Annotated in this window: 15 protein-coding genes; 3 read left to right on the top strand and 12 right to left on the bottom strand. The window is 62.6% G+C overall.

Annotated features, from left to right (window positions below; genetic code table 11):
* Nucleotides 1-380 precede the first annotated feature (380 nt).
* The 9 genes from repB to VGO04_RS15900 all read right to left on the bottom strand — a co-directional run bounded on the left by repB (nucleotide 381) and on the right by VGO04_RS15900 (nucleotide 13,881).
* The gene (gene repB, locus VGO04_RS15940; protein ID WP_327496938.1) at nucleotides 381-1,448 is read right to left on the bottom strand and encodes a plasmid partitioning protein RepB; all 1,068 of its coding nucleotides are present in this window, start codon (nucleotides 1,446-1,448) and stop codon (nucleotides 381-383) included.
* 5 nt (nucleotides 1,449-1,453) lie between these two features.
* Nucleotides 1,454-2,707: a plasmid partitioning protein RepA gene (repA, locus tag VGO04_RS15935; protein WP_327496940.1), complete on the bottom strand. Its 1,254-nt coding sequence runs from the start codon at nucleotides 2,705-2,707 to the stop codon at nucleotides 1,454-1,456.
* 253 nt (nucleotides 2,708-2,960) lie between these two features.
* Entirely contained in the window at nucleotides 2,961-4,400 is a 1,440-nt protein-coding gene (locus tag VGO04_RS15930; protein WP_414650549.1) for a M20 family metallopeptidase, read from the bottom strand.
* Nucleotides 4,401-4,510: 110 nt separating this feature from the next.
* Nucleotides 4,511-6,055, bottom strand: a complete 1,545-nt coding sequence (locus tag VGO04_RS15925; RefSeq protein WP_327496936.1) for an ABC transporter substrate-binding protein — start codon at nucleotides 6,053-6,055, stop codon at nucleotides 4,511-4,513.
* Nucleotides 6,056-6,092: 37 nt separating this feature from the next.
* On the bottom strand, nucleotides 6,093-6,947 hold the full coding sequence (locus tag VGO04_RS15920) for a serine hydrolase (RefSeq protein ID WP_414650550.1): 855 nt from the start codon (nucleotides 6,945-6,947) through the stop codon (nucleotides 6,093-6,095).
* A 4-nt stretch (nucleotides 6,948-6,951) separates the two neighbouring features.
* Nucleotides 6,952-8,580, bottom strand: a complete 1,629-nt coding sequence (locus tag VGO04_RS15915; protein ID WP_327496934.1) for an ABC transporter ATP-binding protein — start codon at nucleotides 8,578-8,580, stop codon at nucleotides 6,952-6,954.
* Complete coding sequence (locus VGO04_RS15910; RefSeq protein ID WP_327496933.1) at nucleotides 8,577-9,395, bottom strand: ABC transporter permease; 819 nt, start codon at nucleotides 9,393-9,395, stop codon at nucleotides 8,577-8,579. The genes VGO04_RS15915 and VGO04_RS15910 overlap by 4 nt, the downstream gene beginning before the upstream one ends.
* Nucleotides 9,392-10,336 (bottom strand): ABC transporter permease, encoded by a 945-nt coding sequence (locus tag VGO04_RS15905; RefSeq protein WP_327496932.1) that lies wholly within the window; start codon nucleotides 10,334-10,336, stop codon nucleotides 9,392-9,394. Before VGO04_RS15905 ends, VGO04_RS15910 begins: the two co-directional genes overlap by 4 nt.
* A 176-nt stretch (nucleotides 10,337-10,512) precedes the next feature.
* Nucleotides 10,513-13,881, bottom strand: coding sequence for an AAA family ATPase (locus tag VGO04_RS15900; protein WP_327496931.1), 3,369 nt, complete (start codon nucleotides 13,879-13,881; stop codon nucleotides 10,513-10,515).
* 216 nt (nucleotides 13,882-14,097) lie between these two features.
* On the opposite strand from VGO04_RS15900, the gene VGO04_RS15895 reads away from it, so the two are divergent.
* Nucleotides 14,098-15,450: a cytochrome P450 gene (locus tag VGO04_RS15895; protein WP_327496930.1), complete on the top strand. Its 1,353-nt coding sequence runs from the start codon at nucleotides 14,098-14,100 to the stop codon at nucleotides 15,448-15,450.
* A gap of 60 nt (nucleotides 15,451-15,510) precedes the next feature.
* Here VGO04_RS15895 and VGO04_RS15890 read toward each other — a convergent pair whose 3' ends face one another.
* Together VGO04_RS15890 and VGO04_RS15885 are read right to left on the bottom strand one after the other, a co-directional pair.
* Nucleotides 15,511-16,413 carry a LysR family transcriptional regulator gene (locus tag VGO04_RS15890; protein ID WP_327496929.1) on the bottom strand — a complete coding sequence of 301 codons (903 nt, stop codon included), beginning with the start codon at nucleotides 16,411-16,413 and terminating at the stop codon, nucleotides 15,511-15,513.
* Nucleotides 16,414-16,642: 229 nt separating this feature from the next.
* The gene (locus VGO04_RS15885; RefSeq protein ID WP_327496928.1) at nucleotides 16,643-17,029 is read right to left on the bottom strand and encodes a hypothetical protein; all 387 of its coding nucleotides are present in this window, start codon (nucleotides 17,027-17,029) and stop codon (nucleotides 16,643-16,645) included.
* A gap of 661 nt (nucleotides 17,030-17,690) precedes the next feature.
* On the opposite strand from VGO04_RS15885, the gene VGO04_RS15880 reads away from it, so the two are divergent.
* Together VGO04_RS15880 and VGO04_RS15875 are read left to right on the top strand one after the other, a co-directional pair.
* Entirely contained in the window at nucleotides 17,691-18,908 is a 1,218-nt protein-coding gene (locus VGO04_RS15880; protein ID WP_327496927.1) for an SfnB family sulfur acquisition oxidoreductase, read from the top strand.
* A gap of 79 nt (nucleotides 18,909-18,987) precedes the next feature.
* Nucleotides 18,988-20,385: an LLM class flavin-dependent oxidoreductase gene (locus VGO04_RS15875; RefSeq protein WP_327496926.1), complete on the top strand. Its 1,398-nt coding sequence runs from the start codon at nucleotides 18,988-18,990 to the stop codon at nucleotides 20,383-20,385.
* Nucleotides 20,386-20,570: 185 nt separating this feature from the next.
* On the opposite strand, the gene VGO04_RS15870 is transcribed toward VGO04_RS15875, so the two are convergent.
* Entirely contained in the window at nucleotides 20,571-21,797 is a 1,227-nt protein-coding gene (locus VGO04_RS15870; RefSeq protein WP_327496925.1) for an acyl-CoA dehydrogenase family protein, read from the bottom strand.
* Nucleotides 21,798-21,950 lie beyond the last annotated feature (153 nt).

The following is a 21,950-nucleotide window of genomic DNA, read 5'->3' as shown; positions in this document are numbered from 1 at the left end:
GGTTTGCATCATGCAAAGCAGCCTGTGAGAAGTTTGTCCTGGGAATACGCATGGGTCCTGGAAGAGCTAGAGACATCGCCGCGGGGCCTTCTAAGCGATAGGAAATGAAGGTTAACAAGTCCCTTCCAACGCCCCGTTTCGAGCCGGGGCTCGTGGTCGATTGCCGTCTTTCTGTGGGCTTCATGCAACGGCAATGCCCGACGCCTCAAGGGCGCCGCGACATCCGGTCGCCGGCCTCACGCGGCCGAAAATATTTCTTGGATGGAGGTGATATCCAAGCCCGGAATGGGTGGCGCCGCCGGCGCCTTCAGGAAAACGAATCATGCCCGCGTGAGAGCATCACGCGGGCATGATTGGAACGTTTAGAAAGCGGGCTTCGCTCAGCCTTCGCGACCCGACGCGAACACCGCATGATGCTTGGCGAGAAGATCAATCGCCTCATCGATGAAGGCCGGATCGACGTCGGCTGCAAATTCGATTCGCACGGTCTTGCCGTCGCGCTTGACCTTCGCAAAGGTCCGGCCACCGGCATCGACAAGCACGTCCGGCTTGGCGCTTTCCGTCTTCGGCTTGCGCGACAGGCGGGCAAAGACGATCTGGAAGCGGTGATCGCTTTCGGCTTCGAGGAACCGGCGCGTACGGCACTCCTCCTGTGCCTGTTCCACGGCAGCCATATCCTCAAGCAGCGCGCCAAAGGCCATCCAACGCTCGCGGCCGACCTTCGGCGCGGGACCGATGGCCCGGGCGATCGTTGGCGGCACGCCTTCGGCGACCTGAAGCAGACGCGAAAGCTCGCTCTTCTGCACGGCCAGCGCCTCGCAGATGACCTTGCGGTCGAAGCCGCGGTCGGCCAGGGCCGAGGCAAACATCGCCCGTTCGATGAACGAGAGGTTGCGGCGCTCAGCGTTCTCCTTGCCCTGGGCGAGCACCAGCTCGTCATCGGAAAGCGGCCTGACGATCGCCTTGACCTTGATGCCGAGGCTGCGCACGGCGTTGAGGCGGCGGTGACCGTAGGCCGTCTGGTAGCGGCCCTTCACCTCAGGGTGCGGACGCACCAGGATCGGCGACTGCTGGCCGCTGTCACGGATGCTGTCGGCGAGCGCGAGGAATTCCGGATCGTCAATTTCACCGTCCGTCAGTCGGTCGCCGACGAAGGAGGCGTCGATCAGGTCGGGATCGAGTTCGACGACACGCTCGCCCTGGTGCAAGGCCTCGCGCAACGCGCGCGCCTCTTCTGCCTCGCGGGTGATGCTGCCGAGCGAAAGGCCCATGGCCTTGATCGCGCCGGACGCCGCCCGCGGCACTTCGGCCGTATTGGCCGCCACCGGCTTTACGGACTGAGGGGCGGCAGCGGGAGGTGCGGTCTCACCGGCATCGGCGACGGGAACACCAGGCGCAACATTGCCTGAAAAGAGGGCGCGCAGTTCATTCTTGCGGTTGCCAGCCATATCGATCAGCGCCCCCACGCGGCATGAATGAGCGTTTCGATCTCGCCGTTGACCGCATTCAGCGATTCGATCGCCCGGTCATAGGTGGCCCGGGTGAAGTTCTCTCGACCGACCTCATAGAGCGTCTGTTTCGTCAGGCCGGCATCGGAAACCGCTGTCGATTTCACCATGGCCGAGGTCAGGACGCGGTCCCCGAAGAGCGAACGCATGAACCCGACGATCTGCGCCTGCGGGCCGTCGTTCGGCTCGAAACGGGTGACGAGGTAGCGCAGGAAGTCGAAGTTGAGCTCGCCGCCAGCCTCGCGCACGACGCTCAAGAGATCCGACGTCATGTAGAGGAACTGGTTCATCGAGGCGACGTCAAGCATCTGCGGATGCACGGTGACGACGACCGAGGTGGAGGCGCAGAGCGCCGACAGCGTCAGGTAGCCGAGCTGCGGCGGGCAGTCGATGATGACCACGTCATAGTCGTCGGCAACGCTCGCCAGGGCCGCCTGGACGCGGGCGAAGAACAGCGGTCCGGCATCGGTGCCGTTCTGGCGCGCGCCCAGCGCCTGCGGCGTCGTGTGCTCGAACTCCTGCAGTTCGAGATTGCCGGGCACCAGGTCGAGACCGTCGAAGTAGGTCTTGCGGATGATGTCCTTCAGCGGCCGCGCTTCGGCGTCATAGCGGATCGCGCCATAGAGCGTGTCATTGCCGGTGAGGTCTAGCTCCGGCTGGTAGCCGAAGAGCGCCGAGAGCGAGGCCTGAGGGTCGAGGTCGACGGCGAGCACCCGGTGGCCGGTCATGGCGAGATACTGCGCGATATGCACCGACGACGTGGTCTTGCCGGAACCGCCCTTGAAGTTGGTGACGGAGATGACCTGCAAGTGCTCGCCCGCTTGCGCGTCGCGCCATTTGAGATAGCTGCGCGCCTTGGCGGCATTGCCCTTGGCGAGCGCCTGCTCGGCGAGGTGCCGGCGGAGCGCGTTGATGTCGGAGAGCGAGTAGGAGCGGCGACCGCCGAGCCCGGTATCCGGCTGCGGTCCTTCTCCGGCAAGCGAGAGCTGCCTGAGATACCCGTCGGAAACGCCAATCAGCTTGGCCGCTTCGCCCGAGGTGAAGCTGCGCAGCGTCTTCATCGCCGTCGGCGGGAAAAGCCGCTCGCGCATCGCCTTCAGCTGCTCGGAAAGCGCGCGCGCATCCGCTGCAATCGCTTCGTCGGCCGGGCGGCGAGCCTGCGAGTGATCCGCGTCCTGCCTTGCCTGGGTTGCCGTCATCGTCATTCCGCCATACTCCTTGCATGCATCGCGGCGAAACGTTGCGGCGATGCATTAACAGAGATTTAATCCAAATACGGCCAATCAGCACTTATTCGAAAAACTCCGTAACAGAGATGCCGGACGTTGCGATTCGCGTCAAGAGTCGCACGGGCGATCGGCGGCATTCGCCCGCCAAGAAGCGCTCCTTTCGACGCAAGCAAAAACGCCCGCGAGGGTGGCGCGGGCGTTTGGCAAAGTCGAACAAAAGCGCTCAGAGCTTGGGGCCGATATGCTCAGGGATCGGGCATTGATACGGCTTGCCTTCGGTCTTTTCGCGCCATTCAGCCTTTGCCCGTTTCAGCAGATCTGGGTTCAGAATCAGATCGAGGCCAGTCGCGGCCAGCGATTTTGCCGCATGGGCGAAAGCCTTGTGGGCCGCCGGGCTCTTGCCCTGCGCCACCACCTGCCAGGTGTGCGGTGCAGTGCCGATCGCCCAGGCGGGCGCCCAGCATTGCGCCGTCGGCGTGATCCAGCTGACATCGCCGACATCGGTCGATCCGGCGCGGAAATGCGACTGGCCTTCGAAGTCACGCAGGCCGAGATGCAAGCCGGTGGAGCCGTCCATACGGCTGTTGGCAAAGGTGTCGCCCTTGAACTGGTAGAGTCGGATGCTGCTCGAAATCGCCTCAGCCGTCAGCGTCTTCTGGATTTCCTTGGCAAATGCGATGTCCGCTCCGTCAAAGGGCACGGGGCCGAGCGCTACCATGTTCTCGTGGATCGCCGTTTCCAATGCGATATTCGGCAAAAGGTTGGTCGCCGCACGGTCGAAGACGATCTCGACCTCGGTCTCGGTCATCATCGCCGCCCCCTTGGCGATCTTGTCGATGCGGGCGGCGAGCGCCAGTGCTTCCGGCATCTGCGGCGCCCGGACCAGATAAAGCGCTTCAGCACGGGCCTGCACGACATTTGCCGCCTTGCCGCCGGCGTCGGTGATCGCATAGTGCACCCGACAATCCTGCGGCATGTGCTCCCGCAGAAAGTTGACGCCGACATTCATCAGCTCCAGCGCATCCAGCGCGCTGCGGCCGAGGTGCGCGCCGTTCGAGGCATGGGCAGCGATCCCCTTGAAGCGGTAATAGATTTCGAGAACGGCGAGATTGTTGGTCGAGCGCACGCCGTTGAAGGGCGCGGGGTGCCAGGTCAGCGCCGTGTCGACATCGGCAAAGATGCCGGCGCGCGCCATGAAGGTCTTGCCGGAGCCACCCTCCTCCCCGGGGCAACCATAGTAGCGCACCGTGCCGGGCAGCTTGTTGTCCTTCAGGTGCCGAGCAAGCGCCACGGCGGCGAGCATGGAACCTGTTCCGAGCAGATTATGACCGCAGCCATGGCCCGTACCACCGTCGACTTCGGGCCGTGCTTCGGCAATGCCAGCCACCTGGCTCAAGCCTGCGAGCGCATCGAATTCGCCGAGGAAGGCGATCACGGGGCCGCCCGCGCCCGCCTCACCGACAAAGGCCGTGTCGATGTCGGCGAGCCCGCGCGACACGCGGAACCCGTACTTTTCCAGCACGGCGATCTGGGCCGCCGCGGACCTTTCCTCGTGAAAACTCAGCTCGGCATGCGTCCAGATCGCGTCGCTCATCGCGGCGAATTCGGGCTTCAACAGCTCGATGGTATCGACAAGGGCGGACAGGGCGGATGGCTTGGGCATGAATCTTCCTTTTGCGGCGCGCGGGCGCGACCGCATCGGCATTTCTGGTTTCTGGATGGAAGATGGCGGCTGATCCGCCGCCATCGTTTTTCAAAGGGCGTGAGGCCGGATCAGTCGTCGAGGGTCACTTCCCAGAGGCGGGTGTTGGACTGCCAGACCGGCTCACCATGCAGCTTCTTGGTTGCACCCCAGATATCGACCATGTCGTACATGAAGATGCCGGGGACCTCGTCGAGCATCAGCTGGTGGAACTCGTCGAAGATCGCCTGGCGCTTGGCCGGATCGGCCTCGACATAGGCCGCCTTCATCAGTTCGATCGCCTTGGGGTTGTCCCACATCAGCGAGGCGTTCTTGTCCTTGTTGCCGACGTAGAAGCTGTACATCAGCGCCGGGTCGAGGCGCGGCGAGACCGACTGCGAGATCACCTGATAGTTGCCGGAGCGGCGGCGATCGACCTGGGTCGCGTAGTCGAGCACTTCGATCTGCACGTTGAGGCCGACCTGCTGCATCATCGCCTGGGCGATGACAGCGGCCGGGAAGCTCGGTACGTTGCCGCGCTTGTTGGCGATGATGGTGATCGGCTCGCCGTTGTAGCCGGCTTCCGCGAGATCCTTCTTCGCCTTTTCGAGATCCATCGGGATCTTCTTTTTCTGGACGTCCGAATAGAAGATCGAGTCGGCTGAAACCATCGAGGCATTGGCTTCACCGGTGCCGTTGGATGCGGCGGCAACCAGCTGGTCGAGGTCGAGCGCTTCCGCCATCGCACGGCGAACCGCGACGTTGCTCAAAATCTTGTCGCGGGTCTGGAAGTAGAGCAGGTTCTTGCCGTTGTTGCGCTTGACGATGAGCTGCATCGTGTCGCTGTCCTTAAACTCGGCGATAAGATCGGCCGACACTTCGGCCGTGTCGAGCGCGCCTGAAAGCAGGCCCGTCTTCACCGTCGATGCGTCCGGGATCACCATGAACTTGATGCCGTCGACGAGTGGTCGCTTCGAGCCGACCATGCCATCGGGCTTGCCGTCATTGGCGGGCGAAACGTAGTTGGCGTTCTTTTCCAGCCGAACATATTCGCCCTTCTTCCACTCTGCCCACTTGAACGGGCCGGTACCGATGGGAGAGACGAACGCGCCGTCGGCGCCGAAAGAATCCTTCGACACGATGCCGGTGTAGCCGCATTCGGGGCGCGCCATCAGGCCAAGGAAGACGGCCGACGGCTTCTCGATGCTCATGGTGACGGTTGCGGCGTCGGAGGCAGCGACGTTCGTCACCTTGATCGACTTGCTGCCGTCGAAGTCGCCGGCGCAGGTCCACTTGGTCTCCGGCTTCATGTAGCGGTTCCAGTTCCAGACCACGTCCTCGGCAGTCAGCGCCTTGCCGTTGTGGAACTTCACGTCGTCGCGCAGCTTGAAGGTATAGGTCAGGGCATCAGGCGAAACCTCGAAGCTCTTGGCCAGCAGCGGCTTTACCTCACCGTTTTCGGCATAGCCGACGAGGCCTTCGACGAGGTGGAAAATCACCGAGTCAGTGTTGCCGTCGCGGTTGACGCCGGGCTCGTTGCTGCGGATGTCCGAGCTTTGCGCCACCGTCAGGTCGCGGGCGTGGCCGAGCGCGATCGCGCTCATCAGCATGGTTCCGGCGAGCAGTATGGTTTTCATGGTTCCTCTCTCTTTTCTCGTTGTTGGTCTTGTCGGTTCAAAAGGCGCGCCAGCAGGCCTGCGACAGCTTGCCGATGGTTTCGAGCGCAATGGTGTAGCCGGGCGTGCCGTCGGGCATCAGCGCCGGCACGCCGTCGGTAAAGGCGGCGATGGTGTAGAGCGGCTTGCCGTCGCGATAGACGACGCCGGCATCCATGCGGCCGCGCTTGCCGCGGCCGCCCTTGCAGGCGACGACCGTATCGAAGGGCAGCCGCGCGCGAATGCCGTAGCGCAGCACCTGGTTCTTGAGCGTCTTGAGCGCGAAGGCGGCCAGCTCAAAGGAGATGCCGAGCCTCGCGGCCGCAGCGGCGTCGTCCTGCGCCGCCAGGATGAGTTCCAGCAGCATCACCTGGTCGGCAGCGGTCGTCGTAGTCACGTCGGCGAGCGAATGATCGGGTTTCAGCGCCAGCGGCGGAATGAGGAAACGGTGGTGCGTTCCCACCATGCCGAGCGCCTTGCAGTATCCGTCGACCTCTGCGAGCGTCAGCCGCTCGAACACCATCTTGGTGCAGACATTGTCGCTCAGCACCATCATGCCGACGATCGCATCGCGCAGCGAAATGACGATGCCAGGCGTCAGGTAGCGGAACATGCCGCTCGCCACTTCCTCCGCGAAACGCGCCTCATAGGTGATGCGCTCGTCGAGACTAAGCCGCCCCTCGGCCACCGCCTTCAGCGCCGCCATCATGATCGAGGTCTTGCGGGTGCTGGCCGACGGGGTTTCCTCGCGCTCGCCGAGACCGATGGTTTCGCCGGTCACGAGGTTGCGCACGAGGAAGCGCGTGATGAAGGGTTGAGCATCCGCGATCGCGTTGAGTTCGGCAGCGAGAACGCCGGACTTTAGGTCGTTCATCATCTCAGGCCTCCAGCCGCCATTTGAGGATCACGCCGCCGGTCTGGTTGAGATCGAGCGCTGGGATCGCCGACAGCAGCTTGCGGGTATAGGCTTCCTTCGGCGCGTCGAAGATCCGGTCGCGGTCGCCCTCCTCGACGATGCGGCCGTCCTGCATGACGATGACGCGGTCGGCCACCTGCTCGACGACCCCGAGATCGTGGCTGATGAACAGGCACGAGAAGCCGTAGCGCTTCTGCAGGCTGGAGAAGAGCTCCAGCACCTGCGCGCGAACGGTCACGTCGAGGGCCGAAACCGGCTCGTCGGCGATCAGGAACTTCGGACGCCGGGCAATGGCGCGCGCGATCGCGACGCGCTGGCGCTGGCCACCCGAAAGCTCGTGCGGATAGCGGCTGGCGAAATCGGCGCTGAGGCCGACCTCCTCCAGCGTCTCGAGCGCACGGAGGCGCTTGGCGGGCGTATCGAGATCCGGCACCAGTCGCAGCGCTTCCTCGACCAGCGCCTGGATGGTCATGCGCGGATCGAGCGACGAATAGGGATCCTGAAACACCATCTGGCAGTTCAGCCGATAGTCGCGCCAGTCGGCGCTGCGCTCGCGCCCCTGAAACAGGATCTCGCCCTGGCTCTGCTGAACGAGGCCGGCGATGGTGCGGCCGAGCGTCGTCTTGCCGGAACCGGAGCCGCCGACCAGTGCGACAACCTCGCCGACATGAATGTCGACGCTGACGCCGTGCAGCGCCCGCTTCGGCTCGTGCTTGCGGAACAGCCCCTTGCGGCCGGGATAGTCGACGATGATGTTGCGGGCAGAAACCATCGGCGTGCGGGTGGTGTCGAGCTCGCGCGCCGCACCTCGGTAGGGCAACGACGACAGCAGCTTGCGGGTATAGGCATGCTGCGGCGCCTGCAGGATCTCTTCGGTGAGGCCCTGTTCGACGACGACGCCCTTTTCCATGACGACGAAGCGGTTGGTGTAGCGGGCGACCATCGGCAGGTCGTGGCTGATCAAGAGCACCGCCGTGCCCTCGGCCTGCGTCATTTCGACCATCAGCTCCATGACGTCGCGCTGCACGACGGCATCGAGCGCCGTCGTCGGCTCGTCGGCAATCAGCAAGGCCGGTTTCAAGAGCATGACAGAGGCGAGCATGATGCGCTGGCGCATGCCGCCGGAGAACTCGTGCGGATAGGCCGTCAGCGCCCGTTCGGGCTCACGAATTCCGACGCGCTTCAGCATCGACAGGATCGCTGTGCGGCGCTCCTCGGCGGTCATCTTGGTGTGGAGGATCAGGCCCTCTTCGAGCTGCCGGCCGATGGTCATCGACGGGTTGAGCGAGGTCATCGGCTCCTGGAAGACGACGCCGATCTCACCGCCGCGAAGCTGCCGCAGGTCGCGGTCCCTCATGGCGAGCACGTCGCGACCTCGGTAGAGGATGGTGCCGCCGGTATGGCGGACGGCCGGCGGAATGAGGCCGATGATCGCCCGTGTGGCGAGCGTCTTGCCCGAACCGCTCTCGCCGACGATGCCGACGATCTCGCCGGGCGCGACGTTAAAGCTGACGTTCTTCACCACCTGATTGCCGGAATGGGTGACGGCGAGCGAAAGGCCCTGAACGCTGAGAAGAGGGGTGCCGGTCATTTCAAGCCTCGCATGCGGGGGTCGAGACGGTCGCGCAGCGCATCGCCAAGCAGGTTGATGCCGAGCAGGGTGAGCGCGATGCAGAGACCGGGGAAGAAGCCGAGCCAGACGGCCTGTTCGATGAACGGGCGACCGGCGGCAAGCATGTTGCCCCAGGTCGGTGCCGGTGGCGGCACGCCGAGACCGAGGAAGGACAGCGCGCTTTCCGACAGGATCGCCCAGCCGAACATCGAGGTCGCAAGCACGGTGATCGGCGCGACGCAGTTCGGCAGGATATGGCGCAGCATCGTATAGATCTCGCCATTGCCCATGACGCGCGAGGCCTCGATGAACTCGCGCTCGCGCAGCGACAGCACGGCGCCGCGCACGACGCGCGCCATCGACGGCGTATAGGCGATGCCGAGCGCAAAGATGATGCCATATTGGTTGGCGCCGAAGACGGCGAGCAGGCCGAGCGCCAAGAGGATGCCCGGGAAGGCGAGCAGCGCATTGTTGATCGCCATGATCACGCCGTCGACCCAGCCGCGGGCATAGCCGCTGACGATGCCGATGAAGGTGCCGCAGACGACGGCGAAGGTGACGGTGAGGCAACCGATCCAGACGCTGGCGCGCGCACCGACCATCAGACGGCTTGCAACGTCGCGGCCGAATTCGTCGGTGCCGAGCCAGTGCGCCGCACCGGGGGCTACGAGGCGTGCCGTAAAGCCGAGCGCCATCGGATCATAGGGCGTCCAGAGGAGGCCGATGAGGGCAACGAGAACGAGCAGGCCGATCAGGCCGCCGCCGATGACGCCGTTGAACGTGAGCTTTCTCATTCTGCCACCACCCGCGGATCAAAGAGAGGATAGAGAAGGTCGACCACGAGGTTGACGACGACATAGGAGAAGGCGACGAGCAGCAGGCAGCCCTGGATGACCGGATAATCGCGCTGGAAGATGGCATCGACCATCAGCCGCCCGAGGCCAGGAATGGTGAAGACGGTCTCGATGACGGCGATGCCGCCGAGCAGGTTTCCGAGGATCAGGCCGATCATCGTCCAGGTCGGGCCGAAGGCGTTCTTGAAGGCATGCCGCCAGAGAACCGCACTTTCCGAAAGCCCCTTGGCGCGGGCGTGGGTGATGTAATCGAGCCTGAGCACCTCGAGCGTCGAGGCGCGCGCCATGCGGATGATCACGCCCATCTCGTGGATGACCAGCGTCATGACCGGCAACACCAGATAGAGAAGGCCGGCCTTCCAGTTCTCGGTGATCGGCACATAGCCGAGCACCGGCAGCCAGCCAAGCTTGAGGCCAAAGGCAAGCAACAGGAGTAGGCCGAGCCAGAAGGTCGGGATCGACAGAAGTACGGTCGCCGTGCCGACAAGGGCAAGGTCGGTGAGGCTGTTCTGTCGCCAGGCGGCGATGACCCCGGCCGGCACCGCAATCAGGCTTGCGAGAAACACGGCGATGACGACGATTTCGGCACTGACCATGAAGCGGCTTGTGACCAGGTGCAGCACCGGCTCGCCGGTCACGATCGACGTACCGAAATCGCCGGAAAGGATGTTGCCGGCCCAGACGACGAACTGCTCCGGGATGCTGCGGTCGAGACCGAGGAGGTTGCGCATCTCGGCGATCTGATGCGGCTCGGCCATATCGCCGAGCATCAGCGCTGCGGGATCGCCGGGAATGAGACGGATGAGCGTGAAGACGGCAACCGAGACGATGACGATCGTCGGTATCGCCATCACGAGGCGATTGAGAATGAATTTGATCATGGGTTCCCCGTACTGAGGCAGGCCGCACGCGTTACCGCGATTCTCCCGCCCGTCGGCTATTGTTGAGGAAACTATGATCGATTGGAAAAAATCACGCAATATTATGAGTAAACGTCATACCTCTATGACAAGGGCATGACGGGTCGGGCGGACGCAAGACGAGGCGACGAGAAGCTTCAATCCGGGTGGCTCGCGGCCGACGATCGGGGGCGCGTTTTTCCTTGCGCTTCCAGGAGGAGGCTCCAGGCGGCCCTCAGGCGATCGAGTTCATTCCTGTCCGGCATTTCGCAGCACAGCTCTCTCACTTTTGCCGCCGGGGCCGAGCTGGAGCATCCTGCAGCCGCCGAGGCGGCATGCGCCCGAAGTTCGAGAAGGCGTGCGCCCATCTTCCTGGCTGTTTCGACCGAGAGGCCGATTTGCGCTTCACACTCAAGCAGATAGCGCTGGCCAAGCTGGCGAAGGCACGTCGCGCGAACGAGGTGAACCGAGGGCGCGAAAAAGTGCTGCGCAGTGGTTTCCAGATCTCTCAGCGCCGCACCGCTTTCCTCCCGCGCAGCCTCAACCTCTCCGTTGAGCGCGGAGACTTCCGCCAGGACCGATCGGAACAGGGGCAGGCCAAGAGACGTACGCGAACGCGCGTTTGCAACGGTCTCGCGAAGGTCTTCGACATTGACGAGGGCCGCACCTTTGAGCACGGCGGTCGCCCATGTTTCGAAAATCTTGCAGTGAAGTCCCCAGACAGGAACGGCATGCTCGGTGCAATATTCCCTTCCATCTCGCGCAAGATCGAGAACCCGCTCCGGATCACCGAGAAAATAGTTCAGGAAGCATGCCGCAGCGTAGGCCCAACCGAGCGTAGGGGGATGGTTGAGATGCCGACCGTAAGCGAGGTTCTTGTCGGTGAGGCTGGTCGCAAATTTGACCTCGCCCCTCGCCCCAACCGCAACCGCCCGAAACGCGCGCGATGCGACGAGGCAATCCGCCCCGTACCGCGTCGCCATCTGCGCGTGCTGATCCGGGTCGTACATGCGGTCCAAGGCCTCGAAATGCTTCAAGGCGTCCGCCAGATTCCCGTCAAAGAAGCTGAGATATCCGAGCATACGGTGGGCCTGGCACATCTGGCCGGCATCGTCGTCCTTGACCGCCATCTCCATCATTTTTATCGCCGGTTCCCGCGCAAGCCCGAACTTCGAGGCAAAGTGGTAACCGGAGAAGATGCCGTAGGTCAGGTCGAACCGCTGTTGGCTGGCGCCGACGGTGTCGATCAATTCCAGCGCACGCGAATAGGCGCTGATCGTGTCGGCCGCCGCAGGCCCGCTTGCCACGTAGGATGCCTGGCCGAGACAGAGGCAAAGCTCGAATTCGAGCCGCAGCGTTTCAGGATCATTCTTGCTCGAGGCGATCCGCTTCTTGCCTTCCCGCAACTGGCTGACCGCTTCGGGATAGGCCGATCTTCGCAGCGAGCTTCGGCCGGCCGCCAGCCAGTACGGCGCGGATTTCTGCGGCTCGTCCGACATGGCAAGGTGCGCAGCCACGACTTCGGGTTCGCTCTCAGCCTGGTCGGGAAATTTCGAGATCACGATGTCGGCTATCCTGCCATGCAGTTGCCGCCTTGCCGCAAGAAGCATGCTCTCATATGCGGCTTTCTGAATAAGGGAGTGCTTGAAGACATAGCGTTGGTCTTCGTTCGTGCTGCGTTCAAAAACCAACCCGGCGGCCTCAAGCTGATAGAGCGCCTGGCGCACCAAACGCGGAGGCAGCATCGACACCAGGGACAAGTGATCCAGCCGGAATTCCCGTCCGAGCGCTGCCGCAGTTTGCGCAATTGCCTTCGCATTGGGCAACCGATCCAACCGGGCTGTCAGACTGTCTTGAAGGCTGGCTGGAATTTCTGACTCAGGGAGGGCCCCGACGGCCTCATAGGCCGTTCCAACAAGCCGAACGCAACCGCTCTCGACCAACGTCTTGGCAAGCTCCTCGACGAAAAGCGGTACACCGTCCGTTCGCGAGACGATCTCGTCAGAGACCATTGCAGGCAAGGCTCCGCCGGCGACACGATCGGCGAGGTCCCTGGCATCATCCTCCTCCAGCCCCCGTATGGTGCAGTGATGCACATTCGGCAGCTGTAGCCAGGCTTGCGGAAACACATAGTCGGGTCGGCCCGTGATCACGAGAAGCACGGATTCGCGCTCGACCGAGTGGGCAATCAGATCAAGATAGTCTGCGGTCGTCGGATCAATCCAATGCGCATCCTCGACGATTGCGAAAACCGGGATCCGTCTCGCCAGTTGCGTAAACTGCTCCAGCAGAGCCGAAAACAGCCGATCTCGTTTCTCGGCAGGCGTGGTTGGCACCATCCCGACGTCGCCGGACAACGGAACTGCGAGCAACTCCGCCAGCAGCGCGACGGCTTCGCTGCTGGCGTCCGTCACTTTCAGGAGCGAGCCGAGCTTTAGCGCCTTCTTCTCGTCGTCGTCAGACGCGTGGAAACCGGCCGCTTCCGACAATTGCTCGATCAGCGGCCTCAGTGCACTCGTCTGATAATAGGGCGAGCATTGATACCGCATCCCGATATGGGGATCCGCATGGATCCGGTCGGTCAGTTCCCGGATGATCCTGGTTTTTCCGATCCCGGCTTCTCCGTCGAGAACCACCACCTGTCCCTGGCCGTTTCGTGCCTTATGCCACGCAGACCACAGAAGCGCTGTCTCCTCTTCGCGCCCGACAAAAGGGCTCATATGTCCGGAAGTGCGCGGTTGAAACCGTGCTTTCTGCTGGATCTCTAAAACCTGGTAGGCGCGGGGCGGTGAAGAAAACCCCTTGAGCGTCTGCGGCCCCAGGTCGAGGAGGACGAAGTCGTCTCCAAGCAGTTCTGCCGCGGCAGACGACACGACGGTGTGTCCTGGAGACGCCACGGTTTGCAGACGCGCCGCGAGGTTCGGCGCTTCTCCGACGACCTCGATTTGTGATACGCCGCTGATGTTGCCGAGCACGACCCATCCCGTGGCGATGCCTGCCCGCGCCCGCAGGTTCTTGCCGATCGGGTCTCGCAGCTCGCGCAGCGCTTCATGGACCGCTTCGGCGGCGACCACAGCCCGTTGCGCATCATCCTCGTGGGCCTGCGGCCACCCGAAATAGGCCATCAGCCCGTCGCCGAAGGACTGCGCGACATAGCCTTCCAACCATCGGATTTTGGACGCGGCAACGCGATGAAACTGCGCAATGGTAAGACTGAGCGTCTCGGGATCGGTGGCGGTGGAGAGAGCCGTGCTATCGACGATGTCGAGAAACAGGATCGTGAGATGTCGGCGTTCGGCCGCCATGTAGGCTTCGAAATCCGGCTGCGCGTTCGAACCTGTCGCCGGCGAGCCGCCGCAAGCCGCCGCCTTCAGGATAGCGCGCCGGTCTCCCAAGGCTGAGACGCCAATTTCTTTGAGATCTGCATCCGTCAGCTCGGCAAGCTGCGAGACATCGATATGGTTTGCCTCGAAGGCATCGACGTAGTCCACCATGCCAATCGCGCGAAGCCAGTCCGCGACGTTCATCGTAGCCTCCTCCGTCGCACTGCAATGCAGAATTGTCTAATTTAGCGTGATATAGTTTAATTGTCATGCAATCAGGAAGGTAGTCTAAGGGGGGCACTAAAATGCGCGCCGGGCTGATTTCTTGCGCATTGCGCAATTCTCCAATGCTTTCGCACTTCGTGGGCGGCTTTTCGCCCGTCCGCACGGTCTGCTTCCGTGAGATCATGGAGGCTGGCCATGACTAGATACCGCAGGCCTCCCGGGACTTACGGGTTTCCGCAGTTGGGCAAATGGATTGACATGGCCGACTTTTTCTTCGTGAGCGGTTGGCATAAATTTTTCGAACGTCGACTGCAGCAATATGACAGCACTGTGTTCCGAACGCCGATGTTTCAAAACACCGTTGTCGTGATGGATCACATGGCCATTTCGGCGCTCTTCGACACCACACCTTTTATACAGGACTATGGCTTTGGCTCGGCCGTGCCTCCAAGGCCGCTCGTTGGCCACGTCGCCCCGAGTGTCTTTGAGACAGGCGTGCTGCATGACAACCCGAAAGCGTTCTATTTTGCTCTATTGAGACGCCGAGCCACCAGCCTGCCCGCGGTCTTCGAGGAAGTCCTGGGCGAATACGAGATGCGCTGGGCTAAGCTCGGTCGCTTCAGTTGGCGCGACGAAATCGAAACCTTCACAATGGACTTCGTGCTGAGATGGATACTCGAAGTGAGGTTCGATACCGCCAAGGCAAGGTTGATCTACAACAACATTCTCACCGATCGTACCTGGCGCGTCGCGCAATTCTTTCCATGGACGCGCTACTCGAAATCGCTCCGCTATTATGAGGAACTTTTGCGCGCCATCGAGGGCGCCGACGGTTTCGAAGCGATCATGCAGATCGCGCGCGTGTTTGGGCTGTCCGACCGCACCTATGTGGCAAAGCAGATAGCGTTTCTCACCGGAATGAACTCCTATCTGGGGCTTCAGAACCTGTTCAAGTCCATCGTGGGTGAACTCAGTTCCAGAGCCGACGTTCGCGCTGCCCTTGAGCAACAGCTTGCCGGATGGTCTCCGGGGCCCGTCTTTTCAACAAGACTGCCCGCGGTTGACGCGTTCATCATGGAGGTCCTGCGTCAGCACCCGCCGGTCTTTTTCATCTTTGGGCGCGCGATTGACGAGGTGGAGCTGCAATCTGCGAGCGGTTCGTTTTCGATAGCCAAAGGCGAGCGTCTGCTCGGTGTCATTCCGTTCGCACACAGCGACCCGGAAGCCTTCCCGGATCCCACTTCGTTCAAGCCCGAGCGTTTCCAAGACCCTGAAGCGCGAATGAGGCTCATCTGGCCGAGAGGGATCCACGACAGGCCGGCAGCCATCGAAGATCGGACCTGCCCGGGAAAGGATGTCGCGCTTCTGATCGCGCACGCATTCTGCACGACGCTTGTGACGCGTTATCAGTGGACGGCCGTGCAGCCGATAAAATGGGACAATCGCCGCTACAGCCTTAACGTGGCGGCGCCGATGGGCGAATTGAATGTGGCTGGCTTCGCAGTTCGGGATGAGCAAGCCCGCCACGCCCGGGTCGCGCAGGCCTGACCGTGCACTTTGATCAGGCATAGCATGTGGTGCCGCAGGCAAGCTGGAGCGAGCAACCGCCTAAGGCTCGTGGACAGCAGCGATCTGTCGCTTGAGGCAGCCAATCATCGCCTGGGCCGCAAGCGACAGCGGAACGCCGGCCGCCGTGGCCACGCCGAAATCCTGCGTGAGATGCGGCGAGAACGGCCGGATCTCGAGCGGCAGGTGGCGATGCAGGTTGGCGAAGAAACTGCTGATGATAGCAACGCCGAGGCCGTGGGCGGCATAGGCGCAGGCGGAACTGTTGCTGTGCGTCTCGATCTTGACCTTTTGCGGCACGCCCGCCTTGCGGAAGATCTCGTCGAGCATGACCCGCGTCGGCCGGTGCCGGCCGACCAGAATCAGCGGCACGCCGCGCAGTTCCTTGGGCGTGACGGTATCGAGCCCCGAAAGCGCATGTCCCCTTTCCATCACGCAGACGCTGACGCCCGTTGCCACCGGCTGCATCTCGATACCGGCGCTCAGTTGCCCCTCATAGCGCAGGAAACCGAAATCGATGATGCGCTGCTCCACGAGGCGCGCGATCGCGATCGTCGTGTCGAAAAACGTCTCGACGCGCACGCCTGGGAAATCCTTGACAAAGTCCGCCAGCATCGCCGGTGCGAAGGTCTCGGACATGCTGTTCGGCAATCCGATGCGCACGACGTCGGGTCCGATGGCGCCGCTGCGCAGGTCCTGCGCCAGATTGGTGAAACGGTCTATGCCGAGAAGAATATGCTCGGCATCCTCGGCGAGCTTCATCGCCTCGGGCGTTGCAATCAGCCGCCCCTTGTCACGGGCAAAAAGTGTCAGCGACAGATCTTCTTCGAGTTGCTGCAGGAGCCGGCTGACGCCGGACTGGCTGAGCCCCATCGTCTTGGCCGCCGCAATCGTCGATCCGGTCGCCAGCAGCGTACGCAGTACTTCCAGTTGTCGAAAATTCACGCCGTCCTCGCCCCGCTCCGCCCGAACCACAGCCTTCCCGCCTTGTTTACGGGAAGCTGCTCCGGCACGGAAGGGGCGAGAAGGAGAGGTTTGGTTAGTGGCTGAACGTCGTACCCGGCCCCCTGGCGGTACATGCCCGCACAAGGAGAGGGAATTGCTTCCTTAAGTGTGATTTGCGTCGAAGGTCCCGGACGGAGAGCGCGCGTACGCGCTCCCCAGGGATCATCGGTCAAGCACCCGCGCGCAGCGGATGATTGAAGCGATCGGCAAAGGCCTCGATCGAGCCGCGACCGTAATCGCGAAGCTGGCGCCTGGTCAGGACAGACATGACGCGCGCCGCAGTCGACACGGTCATTTCATCGAGCGGCCCCTCGCCGCTCCAAGGTTTGTTGAGCCGGTCGGTGACGATGCCGATGAAATTCGCCGGCATGATGTCGGTGCAAGGTTTCATCCGATCGAAAACCGTGCTGATGGGTACCAGCTTGCCTTCGAACGCGACGACCGGTTCGGGCATGTTGGCGCCCCAGTCATCATAGGCTTCGAGTGCATCACGAAACAGTTGCTGCAGCGTGATGGGGGCGTGCCCTTCGTGCAGAGCAGGCAGCAAATTCGTCATTTGTGTCTCCTTCAGTGGTTAAGGCCGGGAAACGCGAATGGCCAATTCTGTCAGCATGTATCTGTGTCATGCCGGGTGGCCGCTACTCTCTCGGCCACGCGACGGGTTAAACTGCAGGCGATGACGCAATGCGCAAGTCGGGCGATGGTTCCCGGAGCCGCAGTCAAATCTGGCAGGATTTTGACGCGCATCTACGCCGCACGCCTCGGCCAAGGTCCTCATCCAAGGCCGTCCCCCCTGCCCCGATCTTAACCATCCAACTCCGAAGGTAAACCCACGAAGGACATGTTTGGCTGTCGCGCCTCTTGCGCAGAGGTCCCCGTCCTTGGTTCCACCATGCGCGGTTGAAAGAGATCCACTATTCCAGCACTATCCAATCGTTTCGGCCCGGACGAACCTGAGGAGGCGAAGCCTGATCGATATCCAGTTTCACATCAACGCCTTGAGGCCGTTGCTTTAGCCCGCCCTCCCGCGGGGGCGATACCAGAATTCGAAGGCTTAGATGCGCAGCCTTCGCGCCTTCGAGTGTCGTACAAGAATGGCCACATCCGTGCGACGGGTACGAAATACTCAAATCGATAATTTCTATAGAATATACTATCTTACTCGCTCGCGCCAGATACTTCACTGATATGCACCTCAATGGACAGGGAGCAGTCACATGGGAACGATTTCGCGGCTTTCAGAGAAAACGCGAGCCCCCGCACATCGGATCGAGAGCGAGGAGGAAGCGCTGTCGATCGCGCGCGAACTGGCAGCCGCATTTGCGAGGAACGCCAACGAACGTGACACCGATCGCATCCTGCCCTTCGACGAAATGGATGCTCTTGCCCAGTCCGGCCTGCTCGCCATCACCGTTCCGCCGGAATATGACGGGATTGACGTATCGAACGCCGTGCTCGCCGAGGTCACGGCCATCCTCTCGGAAGCCGATTCTTCGATCGGCCAAATCCCGCAGAACCATTTCTACATTCTCGAAGCGCTGCGCACCGACGGGACGGAAGAGCAGAAGCAGTTCTTTTTCGGCCGGGCGCTTGCGGGCGACCGCTTCGGCAATGCGCTCTCCGAGCGCGGCACGAAGACCGTGGGCGACTATGAAACACGGCTGACGCCAGATGGACCCGGCTTCCGGCTAAACGGACGCAAGTACTACTCAACCGGGGTGCTCTTCGCCGAATGGGTCGTCGTCTTCGCGCTTGATCCGAACGACAAGCTGACCATGGCCTTCGTCGCGCGGGGCGCGGAAGGCTTGCAGATCATCGACGACTGGGACGGTTTCGGCCAGCGCACGACCGGCAGTGGCACGACGGTGCTGCAGAATGTCTATGTGGCCTCCGACGCCGTCGTGCGCCATCACCGGGGCTTCGAAAGGCCGACCACGATCGGCTCCGTCGGCCAGATCATCCACGCCGGCATCGACCTCGGCATCGCCAGGGCGGCCTTTGCCGAGACGATCGATTTCGTGCGCAACCATGCCCGCCCGTGGACGGACAGCGCTGTCGAAAAAGCGGGCGACGATCCGTTGACGATCGCGCGCATCGGCCAGCTTGCGATCCGTCTCGAAGCGGCGACCGCCATTGTCGAGCGGGCCGGCAAGAAGGTCGATATCGCCCAGGTCAACGGCACCGAGCAAAGTGTGATCGAAGCGACGCTCGCGGTCGCGGCCGCCAAGGTGCTGACGACGGAGATCGCTCTCGACGCGAGCAACACCCTGTTCGAGCTGGCAGGCACCGCTTCGACGCGCATCGGGCTCAACCTTGACCGGCACTGGCGCAACGCCCGTACCCATACGCTGCACGATCCGGTGCGATGGAAGCATCACGTCGTCGGCAACTATCATCTCAACGGCATCGCGCCGCCGAAGAACGGCGCGCTTTGATCCCATCGACCTTATGCCGGCAGCCGGAAGCGTGAACGGCGCTTCGGGCAGGGCCGGACCGTGCCCGAAGGAGAGCCTCATGAGCCGCGAAATCCGGCTGAATGCCTTTGACATGAACTGCGTCGGCCACCAGTCGCCGGGGCTCTGGACCCACCCTGAAGACCAGTCCTGGCGTTACAAGGATCTCGATTACTGGGTGCATCTGGCCAAGACGCTGGAGCGCGGCAAGTTCGACGGCCTGTTCATCGCCGATGTGCTCGGGGTCTACGACGTGCTGAACGGCAACACCGAGGCGGCACTCAGGCATTCCGCCCAGGTTCCGGTCAACGATCCGCTGCAACTGGTGCCGACCATGGCCTATGAGACCGAACATCTCGGTTTCGGCCTGACGGCATCGCTCTCCTTCGAGCATCCCTACACCTTCGCCCGCCGGATCTCGACCCTCGACCACCTGACCAAGGGCCGGATCGGCTGGAACATCGTCACCTCCTACCTGAACAGCGGCGCGCTCAACGTCGGCCAGGCGCAGCAGACGCGCCATGACGATCGCTACGATCTCGCCGAGGAGTATCTTGAGGTCTGCTACAAGCTCTGGGAGGCCAGCTGGGAAGACGGTGCGGTCGTTCGTGATCGCGCAACCGGCATTTTCACCCATCCGGAAAAGGTGTACCCGATCAACCACCAAGGTCGGCATTTTACCGTGCCGGGTATCCATTTGAGCGAACCGTCGCCGCAACGCAGCCCCGTGCTCTACCAGGCGGGCGCCTCAAGCCGCGGCAAGGAATTTGCAGGCCAGCACGCGGAATGCATCTTCGTCGCCGCCCCGTCGAAGACGGTGCTGAAGCGTTACGTCGCCAATGTCCGGGAAGCCGCAGCGCGCGCCGGCCGTAACCCGCACGAAATCCTCGCCTTCAATCTGCAGACGGTGATCCTCGGCGAGACGGATGCCGAGGCGAAACGGAAGTTCGACGAGTACCGCAAGCATGTCTCCTACGAGGGTGCGCTGACGCTGATCTCCGGATGGACCGGCATCGACTTCGGCCAGTTCGCACCTGACGAGCCGCTGCGGCACCGCTACACCAACGCGGTGCAGTCGGCCGTCGAAACCTTCACGACCATCGATCCGGATCGGGTGTGGACGGTGCGCGAGATGGCCGACTGGGTGGGGATCGGCGGTTTCGGCCCGGTGTTCGTCGGCTCACCATCGACCGTTGCCGACCTTATGCAGGAATGGGTCGAGGATACCGATGTCGACGGCTTCAACCTCGCCTATGCGGTCACGCCCGGAACCTTCGAGGACGCCGTCGATCTGCTGGTACCGGAACTGCAGAAACGCGGCGTCTACAAGACAGACTATCGCCAGGGTACGCTCAGGGAAAAACTCTTTGGCGCAGGGCCGAGGCTTGCCGCACCCCATCCGGGCGCCAGCTATCGCGTCCGCGTTGGACAACGGCCGTCGGTCGCTGCATCGGCCTAGATCGCTCGCTTCATCGTTCCGTTCGAAACGAAAGCGATCTACCTCTCTGATATCACACGATTCCGGGCGGAAAACCGCGGCACATTTATTACTCCGGCGCAAGGACGCAAAAGAAACGCCGCCGGGACCAGGTCCAGGCGGCGCTTCCTTGGGAGGAGACGTCGAAAACGTCTGCGCAGTAAGTCTCAGCTATAAAGGCTGACCGGAGGAATCCGCCCGTTCAATGCGAAATCCCCCACCTCGCGCGCCTTGTAGGCGACTGGATCGTGAAGGGTGTGGGTGCGCACGTTGCGCCAGTAACGGTCGAAGCCATGATGCGAGGCGGTGGCACGGGCGCCCATCAGTTCGAAGACCTTCGTCGTTACGTCGAGCGCGACCTGGGTCGCATGAACCTTCGCGGCATAGGCCTCGATCGCCACTTCTCCCCGCGTTGCGGCCGTCACCGACCGGCCTTGCAACAACGCTGCCTCGACGGAGGCGGCCGCGACATCGGCAAGCGCCACCGAAGCCTTCAGCGATGCCTGCAAATCGCCGATCCGCTCGAGAATATAGGGATCCTCGCTGGCGCTCGTCACGCCCGACGTCACCCACGGGCGCGTGGTCGTCCGTACGTAGTCGAGTGCTGCCGCGAGCGCACCTTCCGCCGTGCCGAGGTAGAAATTGACGAAGACGAGCTGGATCAGTGGGGTGTTGAATGTTGCCTGCACCGCCGGCGGTTCCGAGGGGTCGGCGAGCGGCAGGATGAAATCGCGCTCGTAGACGGGGAAATCGCGGAACTCGACGCTGCCGCTGTCCGACAGGCGCTGGCCGATATTGTCCCAGTCGTCGTGGGCGACATAACCTGGCCGGTCGGTCGGCACCACGAAATTGGCAATCTTGCCGTCGATCGCGGCATTGACGTTGATGCGGTCGGACACATGGGCGCCCGTGGAAAACGTCTTGCGACCGTTCAGCACATAGTGAGCGCCGCGCCGTTCCAGCGTCAGCCCCAGATCGCGCGGATTGACGGCAGCGCCCCAATAGAGTTGCCGCTCGACCGTTTCGGCGCCCAGAACCCAGGCCTGCTTCGGGTCTGCGGCCGCCCAATAGACATACTGGCTGTTGACATAGTGGTAGCCGAGCAACTGCCCGATCGAGCTTTCGCCGCGCGAGATGATCCGCACCAGGCGCAGCCCGTCGACCCAGCTCAATCCGGTGCCGCCGACCTCCGGCGAATGCAGCGCGGTCAGAAGGCCTGCCTGGCGTAACGCTTCTATCTCTTCGCGCGGCGGCGCGCCGGCGCGGTCGAGTTCCGCGCCGCGCCGGGCGAGATCGGCAGACAGCGCCTTGGCGCGCGCAAACACATGTCCCCGTCTTAGGTCATGCTCATTATCGGCCGGTACCGGCTCCCTCAGGAAATGCACGTTGCTCATCCGCCGCCCTCCATGGATCGATGCGCAATAGTGCATTTATTCTATGGATAATAACAGCAATTGATTTTCGACTCGCTTCACCTTTGGGGAAAGTCCTACCCCGCCTCTGCCGCAACCCACGCCCCGCGGTCGAAGGCTCGGCCTTGGCAAGCG

Origin of the sequence: Ensifer sp. (assembly GCF_035999185.1) — a bacterium.
Lineage (GTDB): Bacteria > Pseudomonadota > Alphaproteobacteria > Rhizobiales > Rhizobiaceae > Ensifer.
This window is presented reverse-complemented; position numbering and strand designations above follow the sequence as displayed.